The 20,557-nt window shown below is 43.2% G+C and carries 20 protein-coding genes and 2 tRNA genes; 20 read left to right on the top strand and 2 right to left on the bottom strand.

Annotated features, from left to right (window positions below):
* The first annotated feature begins 128 nt into the window (after positions 1-128).
* From ABN702_RS20070 to ABN702_RS19975, 20 genes are all read left to right on the top strand, one after another.
* The gene (locus ABN702_RS20070) at positions 129-293 is read left to right on the top strand and encodes a small, acid-soluble spore protein, alpha/beta type (protein WP_386645688.1); all 165 of its coding nucleotides are present in this window, start codon (positions 129-131) and stop codon (positions 291-293) included.
* Between the two features lie 178 nt (positions 294-471).
* Positions 472-1,341, top strand: coding sequence for a 4-(cytidine 5'-diphospho)-2-C-methyl-D-erythritol kinase (ispE, locus tag ABN702_RS20065; RefSeq protein WP_417900983.1), 870 nt, complete (start codon positions 472-474; stop codon positions 1,339-1,341).
* A 57-nt stretch (positions 1,342-1,398) separates the two neighbouring features.
* Positions 1,399-2,241: a pur operon repressor gene (gene purR / locus ABN702_RS20060; protein ID WP_417898401.1), complete on the top strand. Its 843-nt coding sequence runs from the start codon at positions 1,399-1,401 to the stop codon at positions 2,239-2,241.
* A gap of 15 nt (positions 2,242-2,256) precedes the next feature.
* Positions 2,257-2,631 (top strand): 2-iminobutanoate/2-iminopropanoate deaminase, encoded by a 375-nt coding sequence (gene ridA / locus ABN702_RS20055; RefSeq protein ID WP_417898400.1) that lies wholly within the window; start codon positions 2,257-2,259, stop codon positions 2,629-2,631.
* 128 nt (positions 2,632-2,759) lie between these two features.
* A complete protein-coding gene (gene spoVG, locus ABN702_RS20050) occupies positions 2,760-3,050 on the top strand; it encodes a septation regulator SpoVG (protein WP_010191385.1) in 291 nt (96 codons plus the stop codon).
* A gap of 395 nt (positions 3,051-3,445) precedes the next feature.
* On the top strand, positions 3,446-4,822 hold the full coding sequence (glmU, locus tag ABN702_RS20045) for a bifunctional UDP-N-acetylglucosamine diphosphorylase/glucosamine-1-phosphate N-acetyltransferase GlmU (protein ID WP_417898399.1): 1,377 nt from the start codon (positions 3,446-3,448) through the stop codon (positions 4,820-4,822).
* Positions 4,823-4,840: 18 nt separating this feature from the next.
* The gene (locus tag ABN702_RS20040; protein ID WP_417898398.1) at positions 4,841-5,794 is read left to right on the top strand and encodes a ribose-phosphate diphosphokinase; all 954 of its coding nucleotides are present in this window, start codon (positions 4,841-4,843) and stop codon (positions 5,792-5,794) included.
* A gap of 83 nt (positions 5,795-5,877) precedes the next feature.
* Positions 5,878-6,525, top strand: a complete 648-nt coding sequence (locus ABN702_RS20035; RefSeq protein WP_417898397.1) for a 50S ribosomal protein L25/general stress protein Ctc — start codon at positions 5,878-5,880, stop codon at positions 6,523-6,525.
* A 211-nt stretch (positions 6,526-6,736) separates the two neighbouring features.
* Positions 6,737-7,297 (top strand): aminoacyl-tRNA hydrolase, encoded by a 561-nt coding sequence (pth, locus tag ABN702_RS20030; protein WP_417900982.1) that lies wholly within the window; start codon positions 6,737-6,739, stop codon positions 7,295-7,297.
* A gap of 368 nt (positions 7,298-7,665) precedes the next feature.
* Positions 7,666-7,896 (top strand): anti-sigma-F factor Fin, encoded by a 231-nt coding sequence (locus ABN702_RS20025; RefSeq protein WP_386645609.1) that lies wholly within the window; start codon positions 7,666-7,668, stop codon positions 7,894-7,896.
* An 88-nt stretch (positions 7,897-7,984) separates the two neighbouring features.
* Positions 7,985-11,518, top strand: coding sequence for a transcription-repair coupling factor (mfd, locus tag ABN702_RS20020; RefSeq protein WP_417898396.1), 3,534 nt, complete (start codon positions 7,985-7,987; stop codon positions 11,516-11,518).
* A 206-nt stretch (positions 11,519-11,724) separates the two neighbouring features.
* A complete protein-coding gene (gene spoVT, locus ABN702_RS20015; RefSeq protein WP_386645615.1) occupies positions 11,725-12,261 on the top strand; it encodes a stage V sporulation protein T in 537 nt (178 codons plus the stop codon).
* Between the two features lie 304 nt (positions 12,262-12,565).
* Entirely contained in the window at positions 12,566-14,158 is a 1,593-nt protein-coding gene (locus ABN702_RS20010; RefSeq protein WP_417898395.1) for a putative polysaccharide biosynthesis protein, read from the top strand.
* A 13-nt stretch (positions 14,159-14,171) separates the two neighbouring features.
* Positions 14,172-15,635, top strand: coding sequence for a nucleoside triphosphate pyrophosphohydrolase (gene mazG, locus ABN702_RS20005; RefSeq protein WP_417898394.1), 1,464 nt, complete (start codon positions 14,172-14,174; stop codon positions 15,633-15,635).
* Positions 15,636-15,665: 30 nt separating this feature from the next.
* Positions 15,666-15,935: an RNA-binding S4 domain-containing protein gene (locus ABN702_RS20000; protein ID WP_417898393.1), complete on the top strand. Its 270-nt coding sequence runs from the start codon at positions 15,666-15,668 to the stop codon at positions 15,933-15,935.
* A gap of 80 nt (positions 15,936-16,015) precedes the next feature.
* Positions 16,016-16,321, top strand: a complete 306-nt coding sequence (gene yabP, locus ABN702_RS19995) for a sporulation protein YabP (protein ID WP_417898392.1) — start codon at positions 16,016-16,018, stop codon at positions 16,319-16,321.
* Entirely contained in the window at positions 16,318-16,956 is a 639-nt protein-coding gene (yabQ, locus tag ABN702_RS19990; RefSeq protein WP_417898391.1) for a spore cortex biosynthesis protein YabQ, read from the top strand. Before yabP ends, yabQ begins: the two co-directional genes overlap by 4 nt.
* 15 nt (positions 16,957-16,971) lie before the next feature.
* Positions 16,972-17,355, top strand: a complete 384-nt coding sequence (locus ABN702_RS19985; protein WP_417898390.1) for an FtsB family cell division protein — start codon at positions 16,972-16,974, stop codon at positions 17,353-17,355.
* Between the two features lie 87 nt (positions 17,356-17,442).
* Entirely contained in the window at positions 17,443-17,904 is a 462-nt protein-coding gene (locus ABN702_RS19980; RefSeq protein WP_224841400.1) for a S1 domain-containing RNA-binding protein, read from the top strand.
* A gap of 350 nt (positions 17,905-18,254) precedes the next feature.
* Positions 18,255-19,712: an IS1182 family transposase gene (locus ABN702_RS19975; protein ID WP_417898389.1), complete on the top strand. Its 1,458-nt coding sequence runs from the start codon at positions 18,255-18,257 to the stop codon at positions 19,710-19,712.
* A gap of 572 nt (positions 19,713-20,284) precedes the next feature.
* On the opposite strand, the gene ABN702_RS19970 is transcribed toward ABN702_RS19975, so the two are convergent.
* Positions 20,285-20,356: transfer RNA gene (locus tag ABN702_RS19970), tRNA-Glu, on the bottom strand.
* Positions 20,357-20,365: 9 nt separating this feature from the next.
* Positions 20,366-20,442 (bottom strand) — tRNA-Met (locus ABN702_RS19965).
* Positions 20,443-20,557 lie beyond the last annotated feature (115 nt).

Raw genomic sequence — 20,557 nt, 5'->3', positions numbered from 1 at the left:
TTTATTTTGCCCAAAAATCCTCATACATATATATCCGCTTATAAAAGGACGGATTGGTACCTATACTAGTACTGTCACCATTAAGATCATAAAGGAGGCTGTTCATTTTGGGCAGAAGAAGACGTGGAATGATGTCTTATCAGCTGAAAGAGGAGCTTGCAAAAGAGCTTGGCTTCTATGATGTGGTGCAACAGGAAGGTTGGGGCGCCATTCGTGCCAAAGATGCTGGGAACATGGTCAAACGGGCCATTGAGCTGGCGGAAAGACAGTTAGGCCAAAATCAACCTAAGTGACAAATGACCAAAACCGGAGTGCATGACACTTCGGTTTTTTCACGATAAAAGGAAAATGCTGAATATAGTAAGGTGCACTTTTTTAGTGGGATAATATTTGACATAATATGAGATATTTCTACATCAAAATGTGGTACAATACAGAAATAATTGGAGACGATAAAAGTAGGTGAAGAATGTGAGACTGTTAGAAAAAGCACCAGCGAAAATTAACTTATCGCTAGATGTGCTACATAAGCGTCCAGACGGCTTTCATGAAGTAAAGATGATCATGACCACCATCGATTTAGCTGATCGCATTGAGCTGACAGAAAGAAACGATGGTCAGATCCATATTATTTCTCATAACCGTTATGTACCGGATGATAATCGGAATCTGGCTTACCAGGCTGCCTCTCTTTTAAAGCAGAGATTCAAGGTGGACAAGGGAGTTTCGATTGCGATCACCAAAATGATTCCTGTCGCTGCGGGATTGGCAGGTGGAAGCAGTGATGCAGCGGCAACACTTAGAGGGTTGAATAAGCTGTGGAAATTAGGGCTTACCCTGGATGAGCTGGCGGTGATCGGCGCTGAAATAGGGTCGGATGTCTCCTTCTGTGTGTATGGAGGAACAGCCCTTGCTACTGGAAGAGGAGAAATAGTGGAGCATTTGCCTGCCCCTCCTCATAGCTGGATTGTCCTTGCAAAACCGACAATCGGTGTATCCACTGCAGAAGTGTACAACAATCTGGATTTGACGAAGGTGTCTCATCCCGATGTGGATGGCATGATACAGGCGATTCAGGATAATGACTATGATCGGATGACAGGACTGGTCGGCAACGTACTGGAATCTGTTACCCTGAAGCTTTACCCTGAAGTGGCACATATCAAAGACCAGATGAAAAAATTCGGTGCTGATGCTGTGCTGATGAGCGGCAGCGGCCCTACCGTATTCGGGATTGTGCAATACGATTCCAGAATGCACCGCATGTATAATGGCCTTAGGGGATTTTGTGACCAGGTATTTGCCGTAAGGGTGCTGGGAGAACGAAACACCCTTGATTAAATCCGTATAATAATGTTATATTTACATTAAAACATTCGGATTTTAGGAGGAAAAGTCATGAAATTACGTCGGAGTGGTCGTCTTGTAGATATGACGCATTATATGCTGCAGCATCCCCAAGGCCTTGTACCACTTTCCTTTTTTGCTGACAGATATGGTTCCGCTAAATCATCTATCAGTGAAGATCTGGGAATTATCAAACAGACTTTTGAGCAGCAAGGGATCGGAACCCTCATTACGGTACCTGGGGCTGCAGGTGGTGTGAAATATATCCCGTTTGTAAGCAATGAAGAGGCGGAGGCTTATTTGGAGGAGCTGAGCACCATCATCGCCAAACCAGAAAGGCTGCTGCCTGGTGGGTATCTGTATATGACAGATATACTAGGTAATCCAAAAGTGCTAAACAAAGTCGGGAAAATGTTTGCCACAGCCTTTAGTCATAAAAAGGTGGATATCGTCATGACGATGGCTACCAAAGGAATTCCTCTTGCACATGCGGTTGCAAGCTATCTGGATGTACCGGTAGTTATCGTAAGAAGAGACAGCAGGGTCACGGAAGGGTCGACGGTCAGCATCAACTATGTATCCGGTTCGTCCAAAAGGATCCAAACAATGGTTCTGGCGAAACGAAGCCTGGAAACAGGTTCAAATGTCCTGATCATCGATGATTTCATGAAGGCTGGCGGCACCGTGAGCGGAATGGTCAACCTGCTGGCAGAATTCCAGGCCAATGTGGCGGGGATCGGAATCCTGGTAGAATCGGAGCATATTGAAGAACGTCTGATCGAGGATTACGTGTCCTTGGTGAAGCTGGAAAAGGTAAACGAAAAGGATCGTCAGATTGAAGTGCAGAAAGGCAATTACCTGCAGCACGTCAAAACGAACACTAATTTAAAATAATAGAGGTGTGTGAATATGAAAGTTGTGCATACGGACAATGCTCCAAAAGCAATAGGACCATACTCTCAAGGTATTGTTGTAAATAATTTATTTTATAGCTCCGGACAAATTCCATTGAAAGCGGATGGGGAGTTGGTTAATGGAGATGTGAAAGAACAGACACATCAAGTATTCCAAAACCTGAAAGCTGTATTGGCTGAAGCGGGTGCATCCCTGGAAACTGTCGTAAAGGCAACTGTTTTCATCCAAAACATGGATGAATTTCAAGAGATCAACGAAGTGTATGGAGAGTATTTCCACACGCATAAGCCTGCAAGATCCTGTGTAGAGGTAGCTCGTCTGCCGAAAGATGTTCTTGTAGAAATAGAAGTAATCGCGTTAGTAAAATAGTATCTATTCTTTTTTCACCATTTTGCCCAAAATTTTCAAAAAATATTTTTGAAATAAGAAGGAATTATTAAAAATTTAGAGAATTTATAATACTAAGTTTTTTTATTGGGGAAAAGGTGGTGAACAGAATGGAAGTAACTGACGTAAGATTACGCCGCGTTAATACCGATGGTCGCATGAGAGCTATCGCGTCTATTACACTTGACCATGAATTTGTTGTTCATGATATTCGTGTAATCGATGGGAATAATGGCTTATTTGTTGCGATGCCTAGTAAACGTACGCCTGATGGAGAGTTCCGCGATATCGCGCACCCTATCAACTCAGGCACTCGCGGGAAGATCCAGGAAGCGGTCTTAGCCGAGTATCATCGTTTAGGCGAACTGGAAGTAGAATACGAAGAAGCAGGCGCTTCTTAATCAATAGAGCAAAGCAGGCGATCCACAATGCCCTGCTTTTCTTTTTTTTTTGCAAAAAAATATTCAAGGTGCATCTATTGTCCCCAACATACCCACTTAAAATCTGTCCTCTTTTTGTCAAAATATTGTACTTTCGCGTACTTCCTTGAAATGGCCCTCATTTTAAGATATATTCGTAATGGATAATTAGGTAAAGTTTTCGTAAAGATTGTTGCTATTGACGAATGCAATGTATGCACGTAAATTGACTACCATCGTGCTCTTTTCGGAGTATTAGATCATTTACACTTTGAATATTGCGTGGTTTATCTCTGTAAAAAATCCAAAAGCCGATTTTTTACGGTTGTAAGCAACAAACTTTACGAGAAGAGCCTAGGTAAAAATGGAGGCTTGTTATGATAAATCGTTATGCCGTAATTTTAGCAGCTGGGCAAGGTACTCGGATGAAATCCAAATTATATAAAGTGTTACATCCTGTATGTGGCAAGCCCATGGTCCAACATGTAGTGGATCATGTATCTGCATTGAATTTTGAAAGCATCGTTACTGTGGTGGGGCATGGAGCAGAAACGGTCAAGAGCCATCTAGGCAGCAGAAGTGAATATGTACTACAGGAAGAACAACTAGGTACGGCTCACGCAGTCATGCAAGCTGCACCTATTTTAAAAGATAAAAAGGGCGTAACCTTGGTTATTTGTGGTGATACTCCTCTTATAACTCCTGAAACCATGCAGGAATTGCTGGACTTGCACCAAAACACTGGAGCAAAGGCAACCATCCTGACTGCTTATGCGGAAGATCCAACTGGTTATGGTCGTATCATTCGCAACAGTGAAGGCCATGTAGGGAAAATCGTGGAGCACAAGGATGCAAGTGAAGAAGAGCGTAAAGTCACAGAAATCAATACAGGCACATACTGCTTTGATAACGAAGCGTTATTTACAGCACTTAGCAATGTTTCCAACGACAATGTGCAAGGGGAATACTACCTGCCGGATGTAATTGAAATCCTGAAAGAAAAAGGGGATATCGTTTCCGCCTATCAAACATTGGACTTTGATGAAACATTAGGGGTAAATGATCGTGTCGCTCTTTCTCAAGCGGAAGCTACCATGAAAAAGCGAATCAACAAAAAGCACATGATCAACGGTGTCAGCATTATCGACCCTTCTAACACATATATCTCTGCAGATGCTGTAATCGGGAGAGATACGGTGATCTATCCTGGCACAGTCATTCATGGCGCTACTGTCATTGGTGAGGACTGTGTAGTTGGACCGAATTCAGAAATCAAGGACTGCCAAATCGGCGACCGTACGTCCATCCGCCAATCAGTCACTCATGATAGTGAGATTGGCAATGATGTGAATATCGGGCCGTTCGCACACGTGCGACCTTCTTCTAAAATCGGTAACGAAGTGAAGTTAGGTAACTTTGTGGAAGTGAAAAAAGCCTCTTTTGGAGATGGAAGCAAGGCTTCACATCTAAGCTATATCGGTGATGCAGAAGTGGGAAAAGATGTAAATCTTGGCTGTGGTTCGATTACCGTTAACTATGATGGGAAAAATAAATACTTAACGAAAATTGAGGATGGAGTGTTTGTTGGATGCAACTCCAATCTGGTTGCACCTGTAACGATCGGAACCAATGCCTATGTGGCAGCGGGGTCGACCATTACAGAAGATGTACCGGGAGAAGCATTATCCATTGCCCGTGCACGTCAAGTAAATAAAGAGAATTATGCGGAAAAGATTCATAATAAAAAATCCTAACGGAGGGTTCATGTAATCATGTCTAATAAATATGCCGACTCTAACTTAAAAATATTCACTCTGAATTCAAATACAGCCTTGGCGGAAGAAATCGCAACCAAGGTTGGTGTTCCTATCGGAAAGTGTTCCGTTTCACGCTTCAGTGATGGAGAGGTACAAATCAATATCGAAGAAAGCATCCGCGGTTGTGATGTGTACGTAATCCAATCCACAAGTGCGCCTGTAAATGAACACATCATGGAAACGTTAATCATGATTGATGCGTTGAAACGCGCTTCAGCAAAAACAATTAACATCGTGATGCCTTATTACGGCTATGGTAGACAAGACAGAAAAGCACGTGCTCGTGAACCGATTACGGCAAAGCTTGTAGCGAATCTCCTCGAAACTGCTGGAGCAGATCGTGTCATTACACTTGATTTACATGCACCACAGATTCAAGGTTTCTTTGATATCCTCATTGACCATTTAATGGGTGTACCTATTTTGGCAGAGTACTTCCAAAGCAAGAATTTAGAGGACCTTGTAATCGTATCGCCTGACCATGGTGGGGTAACAAGAGCGAGAAAGCTGGCAGATCGCCTGAAAGCTCCAATTGCAATCATCGATAAGCGCAGACCGCGCCCGAATGTTGCGGAAGTAATGAACATTGTTGGTCATATCGAAGGAAGAACGGCTATTTTAATTGATGACATGATTGATACTGCAGGTACCATTACACTTGCAGCGAATGCCCTCATCGAAAATGGAGCGAAAGAAGTGTATGCATGCTGTACGCATCCAGTACTCTCCGGCCCGGCTATTGAACGCATCGAAAACTCCCAGATCAAAGAGTTGGTTGTGACAAACACCATCGCTTTGGCTGAGGAAAAGAAAATCGACAAACTCACACAACTATCAGTGGCAGAATTGATTGCAGAAGCAATTGTACGTGTCCATGAAGAGAAATCGGTCAGCACGTTATTTGATTAATTGGAGATTTTAGGTTTAACCTTCTGGAAATAGGGGAAATTGTTAGAGAGACAAGTAATATATTTTCCCAGGAAGGTGATTAGATGACTTCAGTATTACATGCAAATGAGCGTACGGAATTCAAAAAATCTTCAAGAAGAAAAACCCGTGAGGAAGGACAAATTCCAGCGGTTGTATATGGGAACGACACGGAAAACAAGTCAATAAGTGTCGACAGCAAGGATTTCATTAAAACAATCAGAGAAACCGGAAGAAACGGCATCATCGATTTGGAAATCGGTTCTGATAAGAGAAAAGTGATGCTGTATGATTATCAAATAGACCCGTTAAAAAGTATGGAATTCGTCCACTTGGACTTCCATGTGGTAAACTTCAAATCCGAAATCGATGTAGATGTTACGGTACATGTTACAGGTGACGCTGCAGGAGTGAAGGATGGAGGAGTGCTGCAACAGGTACTTCACGAGGCTTCCGTAAAGGTTCTGCCTGGCGATGTGCCAGATAGCATCGAAGTGGATGTTACAAACCTGCAGGTAAATGAAACCATTACTTTTGGCGACTTGGATACTTCCGGCAAATATAAGTTCAACCATGAGGACGATGAAGTGATCGCGTCCATCCTTCCTCCACGTCAAGAAGAGGAAATCGACAGTGGGGAAGAGCAGGAACCAGGTGAACCTGAACGTGTCGAAGGCAGAGAAAATAATAACGATTCAGACGATGAGGCGTAACCCCACGGGGTTGCGTCTTTTCTCTGGTTTGCTGTCCTTAATGCTTTTTTTGCAGAATATGTTGAAAGCTTACGAATGCAGAAATGTAATAGTTGCCCCCTTCTTGTGTTAAAATAGAGATACCTTACTAATATGGAGGCCTTGGATGAAAAAATTCTTTCGGTCGCTCTTTGCAAAAGAGGAAGAGGCAGTTGCATCAGGAGGAGAAAAAATGAAAGTTCTTGTAGGCCTTGGAAATCCAGGCCGCCAATATGAAGAAACAAGACATAATATCGGCTTTATGGTGATCGATGAATTAGCGGATCGTTGGAACATACCTTTGAGCCAATCCAAATTCAAGGGAATATTTGGTCAAGGTGTAGTGAATGGGGAAAAGGTGTTGCTGGTTAAGCCCCTTACATATATGAACCTATCAGGTGAAACCGTTCGTCCTTTATTGGATTTTTATAAACTCGATATCGAGGATTTGGTTGTGATTTATGATGATCTGGATCTTCCTGTCGGAAAACTGAGATTGCGTCAAAAAGGAAGTGCTGGCGGGCATAATGGAATCAAGTCCTTGATTCAGCATCTCCAGACACAAAACTTTAACCGCATCCGTATGGGAATTGACCGCCCGACAAACGGTCAATCCATCTCGGATTACGTATTAGGCAGGTTCTCCGAGGAAGAGCGTCCGGACATTGACTCCACCGTCAAAAAAGCCGCCGAAGCATGCGAAGAAGCTCTATCCAAAGACTTTCTGCAAGTAATGAATACATTTAACCAGTAGGAAAAAATTGCTTTTGGCTTTAGTAATACTCGTTATTGACTTAGGATCTCCCCTGTTGATTGTAGTGCAGGGCATGAGACTCCTTGAAAATGCAAGCGGCATTTTCTGCGTGCGATGTATCGCTGCCGAAGCCTTCCTTGTCCTGCGGGAGTAGCGTGTCAAGGGAGACCCCGCAGGCGCAAAGCGCCGAGGAGGCTCCCGAGGCCGCCCTCCGGATAAGCGAATGCCTGGAACGGAAATCAACAGGGTGTTTAAAGGGTACACTCTATTTTCAGGAAAGCATTTTACTCTTAATGAAACGAGCATTGTATAACAATGATAGCCTCTGTTTATACTATTCCTAAAAAGGATGGGCTAGGAGGAAAACAGTGGCTATTCATTATAATTGTAGACATTGCGGACATAGAGTCGGTACGATTGAGAAAGAAAGAGTCTATACAGAACAATTGGGTTTCCACCAATTAACGGATTCAGAACGGCAAGAAATGATAGCATACCAACAAAACGGTGATATACATGTTAAAACCATATGTGAAGATTGTCAGGAAGCCCTGGAGCGAAATCCAGCCTGGCATGAAACAGAGAGCTTCATACAATAATAAAAACGCTTTGGTTTAATGCCAAAGCCTTTTTGCGTATATGTGTTCAGACCAGAGTACTTTTACCAGGAGAGGAGGGGGTAGTGCCATGAAAGGTTTTATTCCTTATTTTACAGAAAACGATGATTTTGAATCGATATTGGTCGGGTTGAACGAAGGGCTGAAGGAACAGCTTGTATCGGGTATATCCAATTCTGCCAGATCCCTGTTCATTGCTTCCTTATACGAAGAAAGAAAAGCGCCGGTCCTATTGGTGACACATAATCTATACCATGCCCAAAAGGTCTACGACGATTTGAGCTCCTTTCTGCCGGAGAACGAACTGTATTTGTATCCGGTCAATGACGTTCTTGCTGCGGAAATTGGAATTGCAAGTCCGGAACTGAAAGCGCAGAGAATCGAAGCTTTGAATCACTGGGCTACAAAGAGCAACGGAATTATCATTACCCCGATTGCGGGATTAAAAAGGATGCTTCCTTCCAAGACTAAATGGCAGCAATCCTTACTTCATATAGAAGTGAATAAGACCATACCGCTGGATAATTTAGCAGACCGCTTGGTGCGTTTCGGCTATCAAAGAGTGGGGATGGTAGCGACGCCGGGGGATTTCAGCATCCGTGGCGGTATTATCGATATCTATCCACTGACAGAAGAACTGGCAGTCCGAATCGAACTGTTTGATGATGAGGTGGAATCCATCCGCTCCTTCTCTGTTGAAGATCAACGTTCGCAAGCGCACAAAAAAAGTATTGCAATCGGCCCTGCTACAGAAATTCTTCTTACAGGGGAAGAGCTGGAAAGAGGCCGGGAGCGGCTTGGGAAAGAGCTTTCCAACTCGGTTGCCAAGGTGAAAAACGACAAGGTAAAGCAGCTGTTAATGGAAAATATCACATATGAACTAGAGCAGCTGGATAATGGCCAGGTGTTTTCAGAACTCTATAAGTACCTGAGTTTCTTCTATGAAAAGCCAGCTAGTTTACTAGATTATGTTCCCGATAACGGGGTTGTTGTGCTGGATGAAATCAGCCGCATCCAGGAAACGGCAGAGAGCCTGGATAAAGAAGAAGCGGAATGGCTGGTTGAGCTCTTGGCGGAGGGAAAGGCAGTGCACGACCTGAAATTCTCACATTCCTTTGCCCAATTGGTTCATAGCAAAAAGCTGCCCTTTATTTATTTATCCTTATTTTTAAGACATGTCCCACATACCCATCCGGAAAATCTGATCAATCTTTCATCCAAGTCGATGCAGCATTTCCATGGTCAAATGCATTTGTTGAAATCAGAGATAGATCGCTGGAGAAAGGCGAATTATGCGATTGTCGTCATGGCTACCGATCAGGAGCGCATGGATAAGCTGGAATCCGTCTTGGCCGATTATGATGTGGATGTCAGAAAACTCTCAAGCGGCTCCACCTTCGCACATGGAGAGGTTCAGATCATTGAAGGGGACCTCCAGTCAGGCTTTGAGCTACCTATGCAAAAACTCGCCGTTCTGACAGAAGAAGAGCTGTTTAAAAAGAAGGCAAAAAAACCGAAGAACAGGCAGAAGCTCTCCAATGCAGAACGGATAAAAAACTACTCCGAATTGAATGTCGGGGATTATGTTGTTCATATCAACCACGGGATCGGAAAGTATCTAGGGATAGAAACGCTTGATATCAACGGTCTGCACAAAGACTATATTCACATCAAGTACCAAGGATCCGACAAGCTTTATGTTCCGGTTGAACAGATAGATCAGGTGCAGAAATATGTAGGATCTGAAGGCAAGGAACCGAAAGTCTACAAGCTTGGAGGAACCGATTGGAAGAAAGTGAAATCCAAGGTGGAATCCTCTGTCCAGGATATTGCCGACGACCTGATCAAGCTTTATGCAGAACGGGAGGCAAGTGAAGGGTTTTCCTTCTCACCTGACGGGGAAATGCAGAGGGAATTTGAAGCTACCTTCCCTTATCAGGAAACGGAGGATCAGCTGCGCTCCATTCATGAAATCAAGCTGGATATGGAACGTACACGCCCAATGGACCGTCTTTTGTGCGGGGATGTGGGGTACGGTAAAACAGAGGTGGCAATCCGTGCTGCATTCAAGGCGATCGCGGATGAGAAGCAGGTTGCCATTCTTGTACCAACGACCATTCTTGCGCAGCAGCATTATGAAACGGTCAGGGAGCGTTTCCAGGACTTCCCGATCAATATCGGGCTGTTGAGCCGCTTCCGTTCGAGAAAGCAGCAGACGGAAACAATGAAGGGACTTGCAAACGGTACGGTCGACATTGTAATAGGAACGCATCGATTGTTATCCAAAGATGTGAAATATAAGGATCTAGGTTTGCTGATCATCGATGAAGAGCAGCGATTCGGTGTGACGCATAAGGAGAAAATCAAGCAGCTGAAAGCCAATATAGATGTATTGACCCTAACGGCCACACCTATTCCGCGGACCCTACATATGTCCATGTTGGGCGTACGGGATCTTTCCGTCATCGAGACACCGCCGGAGAACCGTTTCCCTGTACAGACCTACGTCATGGAGTATAATGGGAATCTAGTAAAAGAAGCAATTGAACGCGAGTTAGCCCGCGGGGGGCAGGTGTACTTTCTATACAATCGCGTCGAGGACATCGAACGGAAAGCGGATGAGATCTCGATGCTTGTACCAGATGCAAGGATAGTGTATGCCCATGGGAAGATGACGGAAAACGAGCTGGAATCTGTGATGCTTCAATTCATGGAAGGAGAAGCGGAGGTCCTGGTAAGTACGACGATTATTGAAACGGGAGTGGACATCCCGAATGTCAACACGCTCATTGTTTTTGACGCGGATAGAATGGGTTTATCGCAGCTTTACCAGCTGAGAGGACGGGTAGGGCGCTCCAACAGGGTGGCCTATGCCTATTTCACTTATAGAAAAGACAAAGTATTGACAGAGGTTGCAGAAAAGCGTCTGCAATCCATCAAGGAGTTCACAGAGCTTGGCTCAGGCTTTAAGATTGCCATGCGGGATCTAACGATTCGTGGTGCTGGAAACCTCTTGGGGGCTCAACAGCACGGATTTATCGATTCGGTCGGCTTTGACATGTATTCACAGATGCTGAAGGATGCAATTGAGGAGCGAAAAGGAAATCCGGAGAAGAAGAAACAGCGCAATATGGAAATCGATGTCGAACTGGATGCCTATATCCCTGAATCCTATATAGGGGACAGCAAGCAAAAGATCGATATGTATAAGCGCTTCCGTGGCATCGAGACACCGGAGGACCTAAAAGAACTGCAGGAAGAAATGAAGGATCGGTTCGGAGAGTATCCGAAAGAAGTGGACTATCTTTTCCGCGTGTCAGAAATGAAAGTATATGGCCTGAAGGAAAAGGTGGATTCCATCAAGCAGACGAAGCAGGAATTGGTGCTGTTGATTTCAGAAGAAGCGAGCAATAAAATTGACGGACAGAAGCTCTTCTTGCTTGGAAATGAATTTGGGCGAATGGTCAACCTCGGGATGGAAGGCAAGCGGTTGAAGGTCGTGATTCAAACAAAGCGTACGGAACCAGATGAGTGGATTCAGGTTGCCATATCTATGATAAAAGGACTAGAGAATGTAAAAAAAGAAAGTGTCAATGCATCGTAAAAGGTTTAAGTATGTGAAATCTTGTCTATATAAATACTGGGGGATTTTACAAACTAAAAAAAACTTTTCCAACATGTATATAACTCACGGTGTGAAGGATACTAATTTCAACAAATGGTGAATTCTTCAAAAGCAGGACAACTTGATCAATTCCACCAATTTAACTCATCTCTTTTTATCATCGGATGAAGGAGGCAACCTAAGAAATGAAAGCAACTGGTATTGTACGTCGTATTGATGACCTAGGTCGAGTTGTAATTCCAAAAGAAATCAGAAGAACGTTACGTATTCGTGAAGGTGACCCGTTGGAGATTTTTGTCGATCGGGATGGAGAAGTAATTCTGAAGAAGTACTCTCCTATCTCAGAGCTTGGCGATTTCGCAAGAGAATATGCGGAAGCTCTGTATGATAGTTTAGGACATCCTGTTTTAATCTGTGACCGTGATACGTTTATTGCAGTCGCTGGCGGCTCCAAGAAGGAGTATCTCAATAAGAGTGTCAGCGATGTAGTGGAGAAATCCATGGAAGATCGCAATTCCGTATTGAAAACAGATGAGCAGCAGCTTGCAATTGTAGATGGTCATGTAGAATCCCTCGCGTCCTATACCATCGGACCGATCGTAGCGAACGGTGATCCAATTGGTGCAGTAGTAATCATGTCCAAAGACAAGTCACTTGGAGAAGTGGAACAAAAAGCTGTGGAAACGGCTGCAGGCTTCTTGGCAAGGCAGATGGAGCAATAATATCGTAATAGGAAGCAGCAGAGGCGCTCTGCTGCTTCTTTTTGTTTTTTACGGTCTTCAAAGCAGCAAATGAGACCGCAATAAAGGGAAAAAGAGGAATTGGTGGTCTTAAAGCCACGGAATGAGACCGCCAAATAGAGAAAACGAGTGACCAAACCGAGGTCATAAGTCATTTTTCTGCGAAGGTTAAAGAGCAACCATCGTAGAACACCGTCTTATGCTTGTCGGGTGTGACCAAGGCGCTTATGCTTTTCTTATGGTACAATAATACAATTGTGACATTAGGTTGAAAGCAGGTATTTTCATGAAACATCAGTCAGACCACCATCTTGAAGCAATCTGGAAAGGTGCCATGATTTTAACAGTTGCGGGAATACTGGTAAAAGTACTGAGTGCCGCATACAGGGTCCCTTTTCAAAATATTGTGGGAGATGTCGGTTTTTATATCTATCAACAGGTCTATCCGTTCTACGGTGTGGCCATTATTCTATCTACATATGGGTTTCCGGTGGTCATTTCGAAGCTGATTGCAGAACATCCGGAAGTGAACAAAACGGAAGCTGCCAGGAAGATCGGGACCATCTCCTTTACTTTTCTCCTTCTCTTTGGGGGGCTTCTGTTTTCGGGACTTTATTTTGGAGCCGATGCAATTGCCGGAATGATGGGAGATCCAAAGCTTTCGCAACTGATCCGAATTGTCGCTTTCTCCTTCCTTCTCATGCCTTTTCTTTCGGTCGGAAGAGGGATATTCCAAGGCAGTGGCGAGATGACACCGACCGCAGCTTCCCAGGTAGGTGAACAGCTGATACGGGTTTGTACGATTCTTGTGCTGGCATACTATTTTGTAGCGCACGGCAATTCATTATACGACGTAGGCGCAGGTGCCATGGTTGGTTCTGTCGGAGGTGGCCTTGCGGCTGTTGCCGTCCTGTTTCTTTTTTATCAGCGATATCAAGCAAAAGCTAAGCGACAGAAGAATCCGGGAGTGTATTTCTCCACCAGGAGCATAGTCAGGGCACTTATGCTGCAGGGCTTTACAATCTGTATCAGTAGTCTATTGCTCGTCCTCTTTCAATTGGTGGATTCTTTTTCCGTCTATGCGTATCTGGTTGAAAGCGGCATTTCTCCTGATGAGGCTAAGCTTCTCAAGGGTATATATGACCGGGGGCAGCCCTTGATTCAACTCGGTACGGTGGTGGCAACGGCCTTCTCTTTATCGCTGGTTCCTTACATAACACGGGCAAAGGCACAAGGCTCCTTCAGGGAGATGAAAGACAAGATCATGATATCGATCCGCGTAAGCTTTGCCATCGGCGCTGCAGCTTCAGTCGGCTTGGCATGGCTAATCAAGCCGGTCAACACCATGCTGTTTTCTAATGGAAATGGTTCTGGTGTATTATTGGTATTAGGATTATCCATTTTATTCTGCAGTATCGCGCTTACGGCATCAGCAATCCTGCAAGGTCTTGGAAATGCCTATCTGCCTGCCTTTTATGTTCTTGCCGGAGTTTTCGTGAAAATAGTGCTGAATTTCGCATTCATTCCAGAATCCCAGACATTTGGTGCAGCATTCAGTACGCTGCTGGCAAGTGGTGTGGTAGCTATCGGTCTACTGTTTGAAATTAAAAGAAAGACAGGCATAACCATATTGGAGAAAGCATACATATACCCGCTTCTCGTGAGTATCGGACTTATGTCAGCCACACTTGCCGTTCTCTTGGAGGGAAGTCATGCATTAGTGGGATCGAGCCGGCTATTGGCTTCTGCACAGAGCTTGGTTGGAGTAATGCTTGGCGGTATCGTGTTCCTGTTGGTTTTAATAAAAAACAATTATTTTACAAAAACGGAGCTTTCCTTCCTGCCTTTGGGAAGCAAGCTCTCTAAACTAATTAAATAGAGTTGGTGAAAAAATGGCAAAGATAACCGTACTAGGTTTGGGGGCTGGTGACCTTGAACAGCTGCCGATGGGAGTTTATAAGAAGCTGCTTTCCTGTGATCACCTGTACCTGCGAACGAAAGAACATCCAGTCATACAGGAGCTCGAAAAAGAAAACCTATCTTACACTTCTTTTGATAGCATCTATGAAAAGCATGATTCCTTTGATAGCGTGTATGAAGAGATTACAAGGATACTGGTGGAAGCAAGCAAAGAAAAGGAAATAGTCTATGCGGTTCCGGGACACCCGCTCGTAGCAGAAAGAACCGTTCAACTTTTGCTGGATAAGGCTAATAAAAATGAGCTAGAACTCGATATAAAAGGTGGACAAAGTTTTCTTGATCCGATGTTTACATCAGTGGGCTTGGATCCGATTGAAGGCTTTCAGTTCCATGATGCGACCGCACTTGTTAAAGAGACGATTGTTCCAACACAACATATGATTTTTTGTCAGGTTTATGATGCGTTCATTGCTTCAGAGGTGAAACTGACCTTGATGGATATCCTGCCTGATGATTACCCTGTTACCATTGTGACGGCAGCGGGATCCTCTCAGGAAAAAATAACACAAGTTCCTTTATACGAATTAGATCGTGTAGCAGAAATCAACAATCTCACCAGTGTATATGTGCCGCCTGTAAAAGAGGACGAGCTCTTGTACAAGCAATTTACCCACTTCCGCCAAACCATCGCGATTCTAAGAGGACCGAATGGCTGTCCGTGGGATCAGAAGCAGACGCACGAATCCCTGAAAAAATATCTGATAGAAGAAGCGTATGAATTGATAGACGCCATTGATGAAGGGGATGTTGATGGGATCATGGAAGAGCTTGGGGATGTGTTGCTCCAGGTGATGCTGCATGCGCAAATCGGGGAAGACGAGGGCTACTTCAGCATAGAGGATGTCATAGAGGGCGTAAATGAAAAGATGATCCGCAGGCATCCCCATGTGTTCGGGGATATATCTGTCGAGGACGCAGATGAAGTGGTGAACAATTGGGAGCAGATTAAAAAGGCTGAAAAAGGAGAAAGAGCGGAGCAATCCATTCTTGATGCTGTGGCTAAAGGACTCCCGAATTTGACCAAGGCCTATCAATACCAGAAAAAAGCTGGGAAGGTAGGGTTTGATTGGGATGATGTCGCCCCGATGTGGGAGAAGGTATCAGAAGAAATCCAGGAGCTGAAGGAAGAAATCGCTAAGGATGGCAGCGCGGAGAAGATCGAAGCGGAATTCGGCGATATCCTGTTCGCCCTGGTGAATATAGCAAGATTCTATAAGATAGATCCGGAAGAAGCGGTTTCCGCCACCAACCGGAAATTCTATCGCAGGTTTACGTTTATCGAAAAAAAGGTAAAAGAGTTAGGGCTGGAATTCGAAGTCCTATCGTTGGAACAGCTGGATGAAATCTGGAATGAAGCGAAGAGGTTGGGATTATGAATCCAACCTTTAAAATAGGGGGAAACAAATATGCGTTTAGATAAATTTTTGAAAGTGTCACGGATCATCAAGCGACGTACGCTGGCAAAGGAAGTGGCTGAACAGGGACGTATTTCCATCAATGGAATTCAGGCGAAAGCGAGCAGCAATGTAAAAGCAGGTGACGAACTGACGATCCATTTCGGACAGAAAATCGTGACAGCATCTATCGACCACGTACAGGAAACAGCGAAAAAGGAAGAAGCGACAATGATGTATACGATTATCAAAGAAGAGAGAGTCGCACAAAGCGAGGAATAGAACTGGTAGGCTTGTTCTAAAAAAGAATCCCTTTCATATACATGTACTATCTTCAAGTAATGGATAGGTGAGGGATGAAAATGAACCAATACTATGAATCAGGTCATACGAATAAGCAGACTGTCCAGGAACAGGACATCGTGATGAGAAGCAGAAGATTGCTTGATATTACAGGGGTTAAACAAGTGGAAAGCTTCGATAATGAAGAGTTTCTACTTGAAACCGTTATGGGCTTTCTCTCCGTAAGGGGCCAAAACCTTCAGATGAAGAACCTGGATGTGGAAAAAGGGGTAGTCTCCATCAAAGGCAAGATCATGGAGATCATTTACCTCGACGACCAACAAGGAGAGAAAGCTAAAGGATTCTTTAGTAAGTTGTTCAAATGAGCCTGACCACTCAACTTTACACCATGCTTGCCATGATCGGAGTAGGCACGTATCTTGGAGCGGCCATTGATACGTATGGAAGGTTCATGAAAAGAGACAAAAGAGCGAGATGGATCGTGTTCCTGCACGACCTTCTCTTTTGGCTCTTGCAGGGTCTTGTTACATTCTATGTTTTGCTCCTTGTAAACGAAGGGGAGCTCCGCTTCTATATCCTCATCGCCCTTGTCTGCGGATATGCAGCGTATCAAAGCCTGTTTCGCTATTTGTATTTAAGTTTACTAGAGTCATTGATCCGACTATCCATCAGCGTATACCGCTTTATGGAGAAATTGGTGAAGATGCTGATTGTAAAACCCATTCAATTATTGGTACAAGCTATCATATTCATTTTAGTGGGGCTCTTTAAAGCGGTTTATTCGCTGGGGCGCTTTTTGCTTCTTTTGGTCTGGAAAATAATCAAACTTTGTACTCTACCATTCAAATGGCTCGGTATGCTAGGATGGAAACTGCTTCCGAAAGCCTGGAAAAAATATTTACAAAGTCTTTTCAAGAAATTTGCAGGATTTTTCTCACTAGTAAAGAATAGGAAACATAGTATAATGAATAGAGTAAGGAATTTCTGGAAAAAGCGCTAGGAGAGGAATGATAAGATGAGCGCGGCAAGAAACGAAAAAATAGCAAAAATCCATTCAGACTATTCAGACGCCAAACAAGAGCAGCATATAAAACAGCAAAAAAAACGCCGTGGACTTTATCGCCGTTTGTCATTATTCTTTTTGGTTGTAGTAATTTTTGGAATTCTTATGGGTAAAACACTTCTGGAGCAAAGGGCTATTTTGCAGGAAAAACAAGATAGAAAAGAAGCTGTGGAACAGGAGCTTGTACAGTTACAAAAAGAACAGCAGCGTTTGGAAGAAGAGATTGTGAAGCTGAACGATGATGAATATATTGCGAAGATCGCACGTAGAGATTATTTCATGTCAGAGGATGGGGAAATCATCTTTAATTTACCAGAGGATTCCTCATCTGAATAGTCGTTGTATTGACACCTCAATTGCTCTAGGTATAATGGTAGGTAAAGTGATTTATTTTTTATGATTTTAAGGAGGAGCATTTTTTTTATGTCAATCGAAGTAGGCAGCAAGTTACAGGGTAAGGTAACAGGAATAACTAATTTTGGCGCGTTTGTCGAGTTGCCAGGAGGAACAACAGGTCTAGTCCACATCAGTGAGGTTGCAGACAACTATGTGAAGGATATCAACGACCATCTGAAAGTTGGCGACGAGGTGCAAGTGAAGGTCATCAATGTGGAGAAGGACGGAAAAATCGGCCTATCCATCAAGAAGGCAAGCGATACTTACCGTGAGCCTCAGCCACGTTCTGCACAACCAACGCAACGCCCAAATAACCAAAACCGTCCTAACCAAGGAGGACGCCCACAGAGAAAAAGAGAAGAATTCCGTCCAAAGGAAAACTTCGAGCAAAAAATGGCAAGATTCTTAAAGGATAGCGAAGATCGTTTGACATCCCTGAAACGCAGCACGGAATCAAAACGTGGAGGTCGTGGAGCGAAAAGGGGATAACTTGCTGCTGAACATCACACATATATAAACGTACGTATAACGTTATGAAGCACGTCCCGGAAAATGGGGTGTGCTTTTTGTATTTATTGCGGATTATAAAAATAAAAGCTCTTTTAGTAAAGATTATTGCTTTAAGAATAGGGCTGGGCTAAATATAAGATGTCTACATTAACACCCTGATGGTTTCCGTTCCAGGTGTTCGCTTTCCGCGGGCGGCCTCGGGAGCCTCCTCGGCGCTTTTGCGGAAGCCACTGAAAAAGTGCTCCTATAGCTAGACAAACCTAAATTTTTTAAGGCTTGTCTAGTTATTTTATTTTATAATAAAAGTACTAACTTTAGGTGGTGTGCTTATGTTAACGAACCAAGAAAAATTCGCTTTGAGTCCCTATGCCAAGATTTATGACTTAGTAGTACCGAAAGATAACCTACTAAGAAGAATCAACGGAATTGTGGACTTTTCCTTCATACACGAAGAACTGAAAAATAAGTATTCCCTCGATAACGGACGTAATGCCATACCACCAATCAGAATGTTTAAATACTTATTGTTAAAGGTAATTTTCGACCTATCAGATGTAGACGTGGTGGAGCGCTCAAAATATGATATGTCATTTAAATTCTTTTTAGATATGGCTCCAGAAGAATCCGTAATCAACCCTAGCTCACTCACCAAATTCCGAAGACTTCGTCTTAAGGATATGGAAATTCTAGATATGTTAATTGGAAAAACTGTAGATATCGCAATCGAACATAATCTTATTAAACAAAACATAATCTTTATCGATTCTACACATACAAATTCTCGTTATAGATCTAAAACAGCTAAGCAATATCTTCAGGAAAAATCAAAACTATTGCGCAAAGCTGTCTACCAAATTGATGAAAAAGCAAAAAAAATATTCCCTGAAAAACCAGTAAGTAAAGATTTACAAGCAGAATTAGACTACACGGAAAATTTAGTAGATGTCTTAGAAAATAATCCACAATATTCACAGATCCCTGCAGTCAATGAAAAGCTAAACCATTTAAAAGAGGCATTTGAAGATTGTAATCACCAAACTCATTTCTCTACAGATTCCGACGCACGGGTTGGACATAAATCGAAAGACCACTCTTTTCTTGGATATAAAACCCACCTAGCTATTTCTGACGAAAGAATTATCACTGCTGCCGTAATCACATCAGGAGAAAAAGCCGATGGTAAATACCTAAAAGAACTAGTGGAGAAAACTAACCAGGCAGGGATGAAAGTAGATGCAGTAGGTGGAGATACCGCTTACTCCGGGAAAGATAATTTGATTTATACTCATAAAAAAAACATAAAACTTGTAGCGAAGCTGCATCCGGTCATCACAAACGGCACCCGGGAAAAAGAAGATGGTTTTGTATTTAATAAAGACGCAAACCGATTTACTTGTCCTGCTGGGCACTTATCGAAAACGAGTGGACTGATAAAGAAAAGGGGAACAAACCGTAACGATCAACTAAAATATTTCTGGAACGTTGAGGTTTGTAAAGCTTGCCCGATTCGTCGAGGGTGCTATAAAGAAGGAGCTAAGTCGAAGACCTACTCCATCCCTATAAAATCAAATGAACACTTAGAACAAGAAGCGTTTCAACAGACAGATGAATTCAAAGAACTTGCCCGCTCAAGATATAAAGTTGAAGCAAAGAATAGTGAGTTAAAGAATAGACATGGGTATGAAAAATCAAAAGCCGCAAGTCTATTTGGGATGCAAATTCAAGGTGCCACTACGATATTCGCAGTAAATTTAAAACGAATAGTTAAGCTAATCGATGAAAAATAAATAGTAAGATAGGGTGAAATGTGAGCTTAATTGGGTGGCAATTGCCAATTAAGCTCTTTTTGTTTAGTTTTTTAAATAAAATTCAAATAATAAACTCGTTTTTCAGTGGCTTCGCTTTTGCGCCTGCGGGGTCTCCCTTGACACGCTGCTCTCCCGCAGGAGTCTCACGCCTTGCACTCCAACCATCAGGGGTGACTCATAGTAACAAATTTGTCTTAATATCTTCCTAAAGGCAAGGAAATTGCATTATATCTTTATATTAGTTTCAGTATCGAATTTAATTTGTTTTAAGGCTCATTCATAAAGCAAATATGGTTTAAACCATGAGTTGATTGTAGCGGAGGACACTTGACTCCTGCGGGAAAGTAGAGGGCATGGGAGACCCCACAGGCGAAGCCGAGGAGGCTCCCATCCGTCCCCGCGGAAAGCAAGTGTCCGGAGTGGAAATCAACGGGCTGCATTTGATGTGTACATTTATCAGATTAGCAAAAATAAATACGAAAACACCTAAATTAAAAAACAAAAAAGCTGCCTCCAATTAGTAGAAACTAATCGGAAACAGCTAAATTGTATGACCCATACGGGATTCGAACCCGTGTTACCGCCGTGAAAGGGCGGTGTCTTAACCGCTTGACCAATGGGCCTTATTAAATTGGTAGCGGCGGAGGGAGTCGAACCCACGACCTCACGGGTATGAACCGTACGCTCTAGCCAGCTGAGCTACACCGCCAAGATAATAAGTTGTCATATGCGTGCGTATTAGGCACAAAAAATATATTACTAAGATATTAAATATATGTCAATACATTTTAAAAATGTAAGAATAATTAGAACATTATCCATGG

Source organism: Bacillus haimaensis (assembly GCF_048270625.1).
GTDB classification, from domain to species: Bacteria; Bacillota; Bacilli; order Bacillales; family Bacillaceae_I; genus Sutcliffiella_A; species Sutcliffiella_A haimaensis.
Note: the sequence above shows the minus strand (reverse complement) of the source record. Positions and strands in the feature narration are given on the sequence as shown.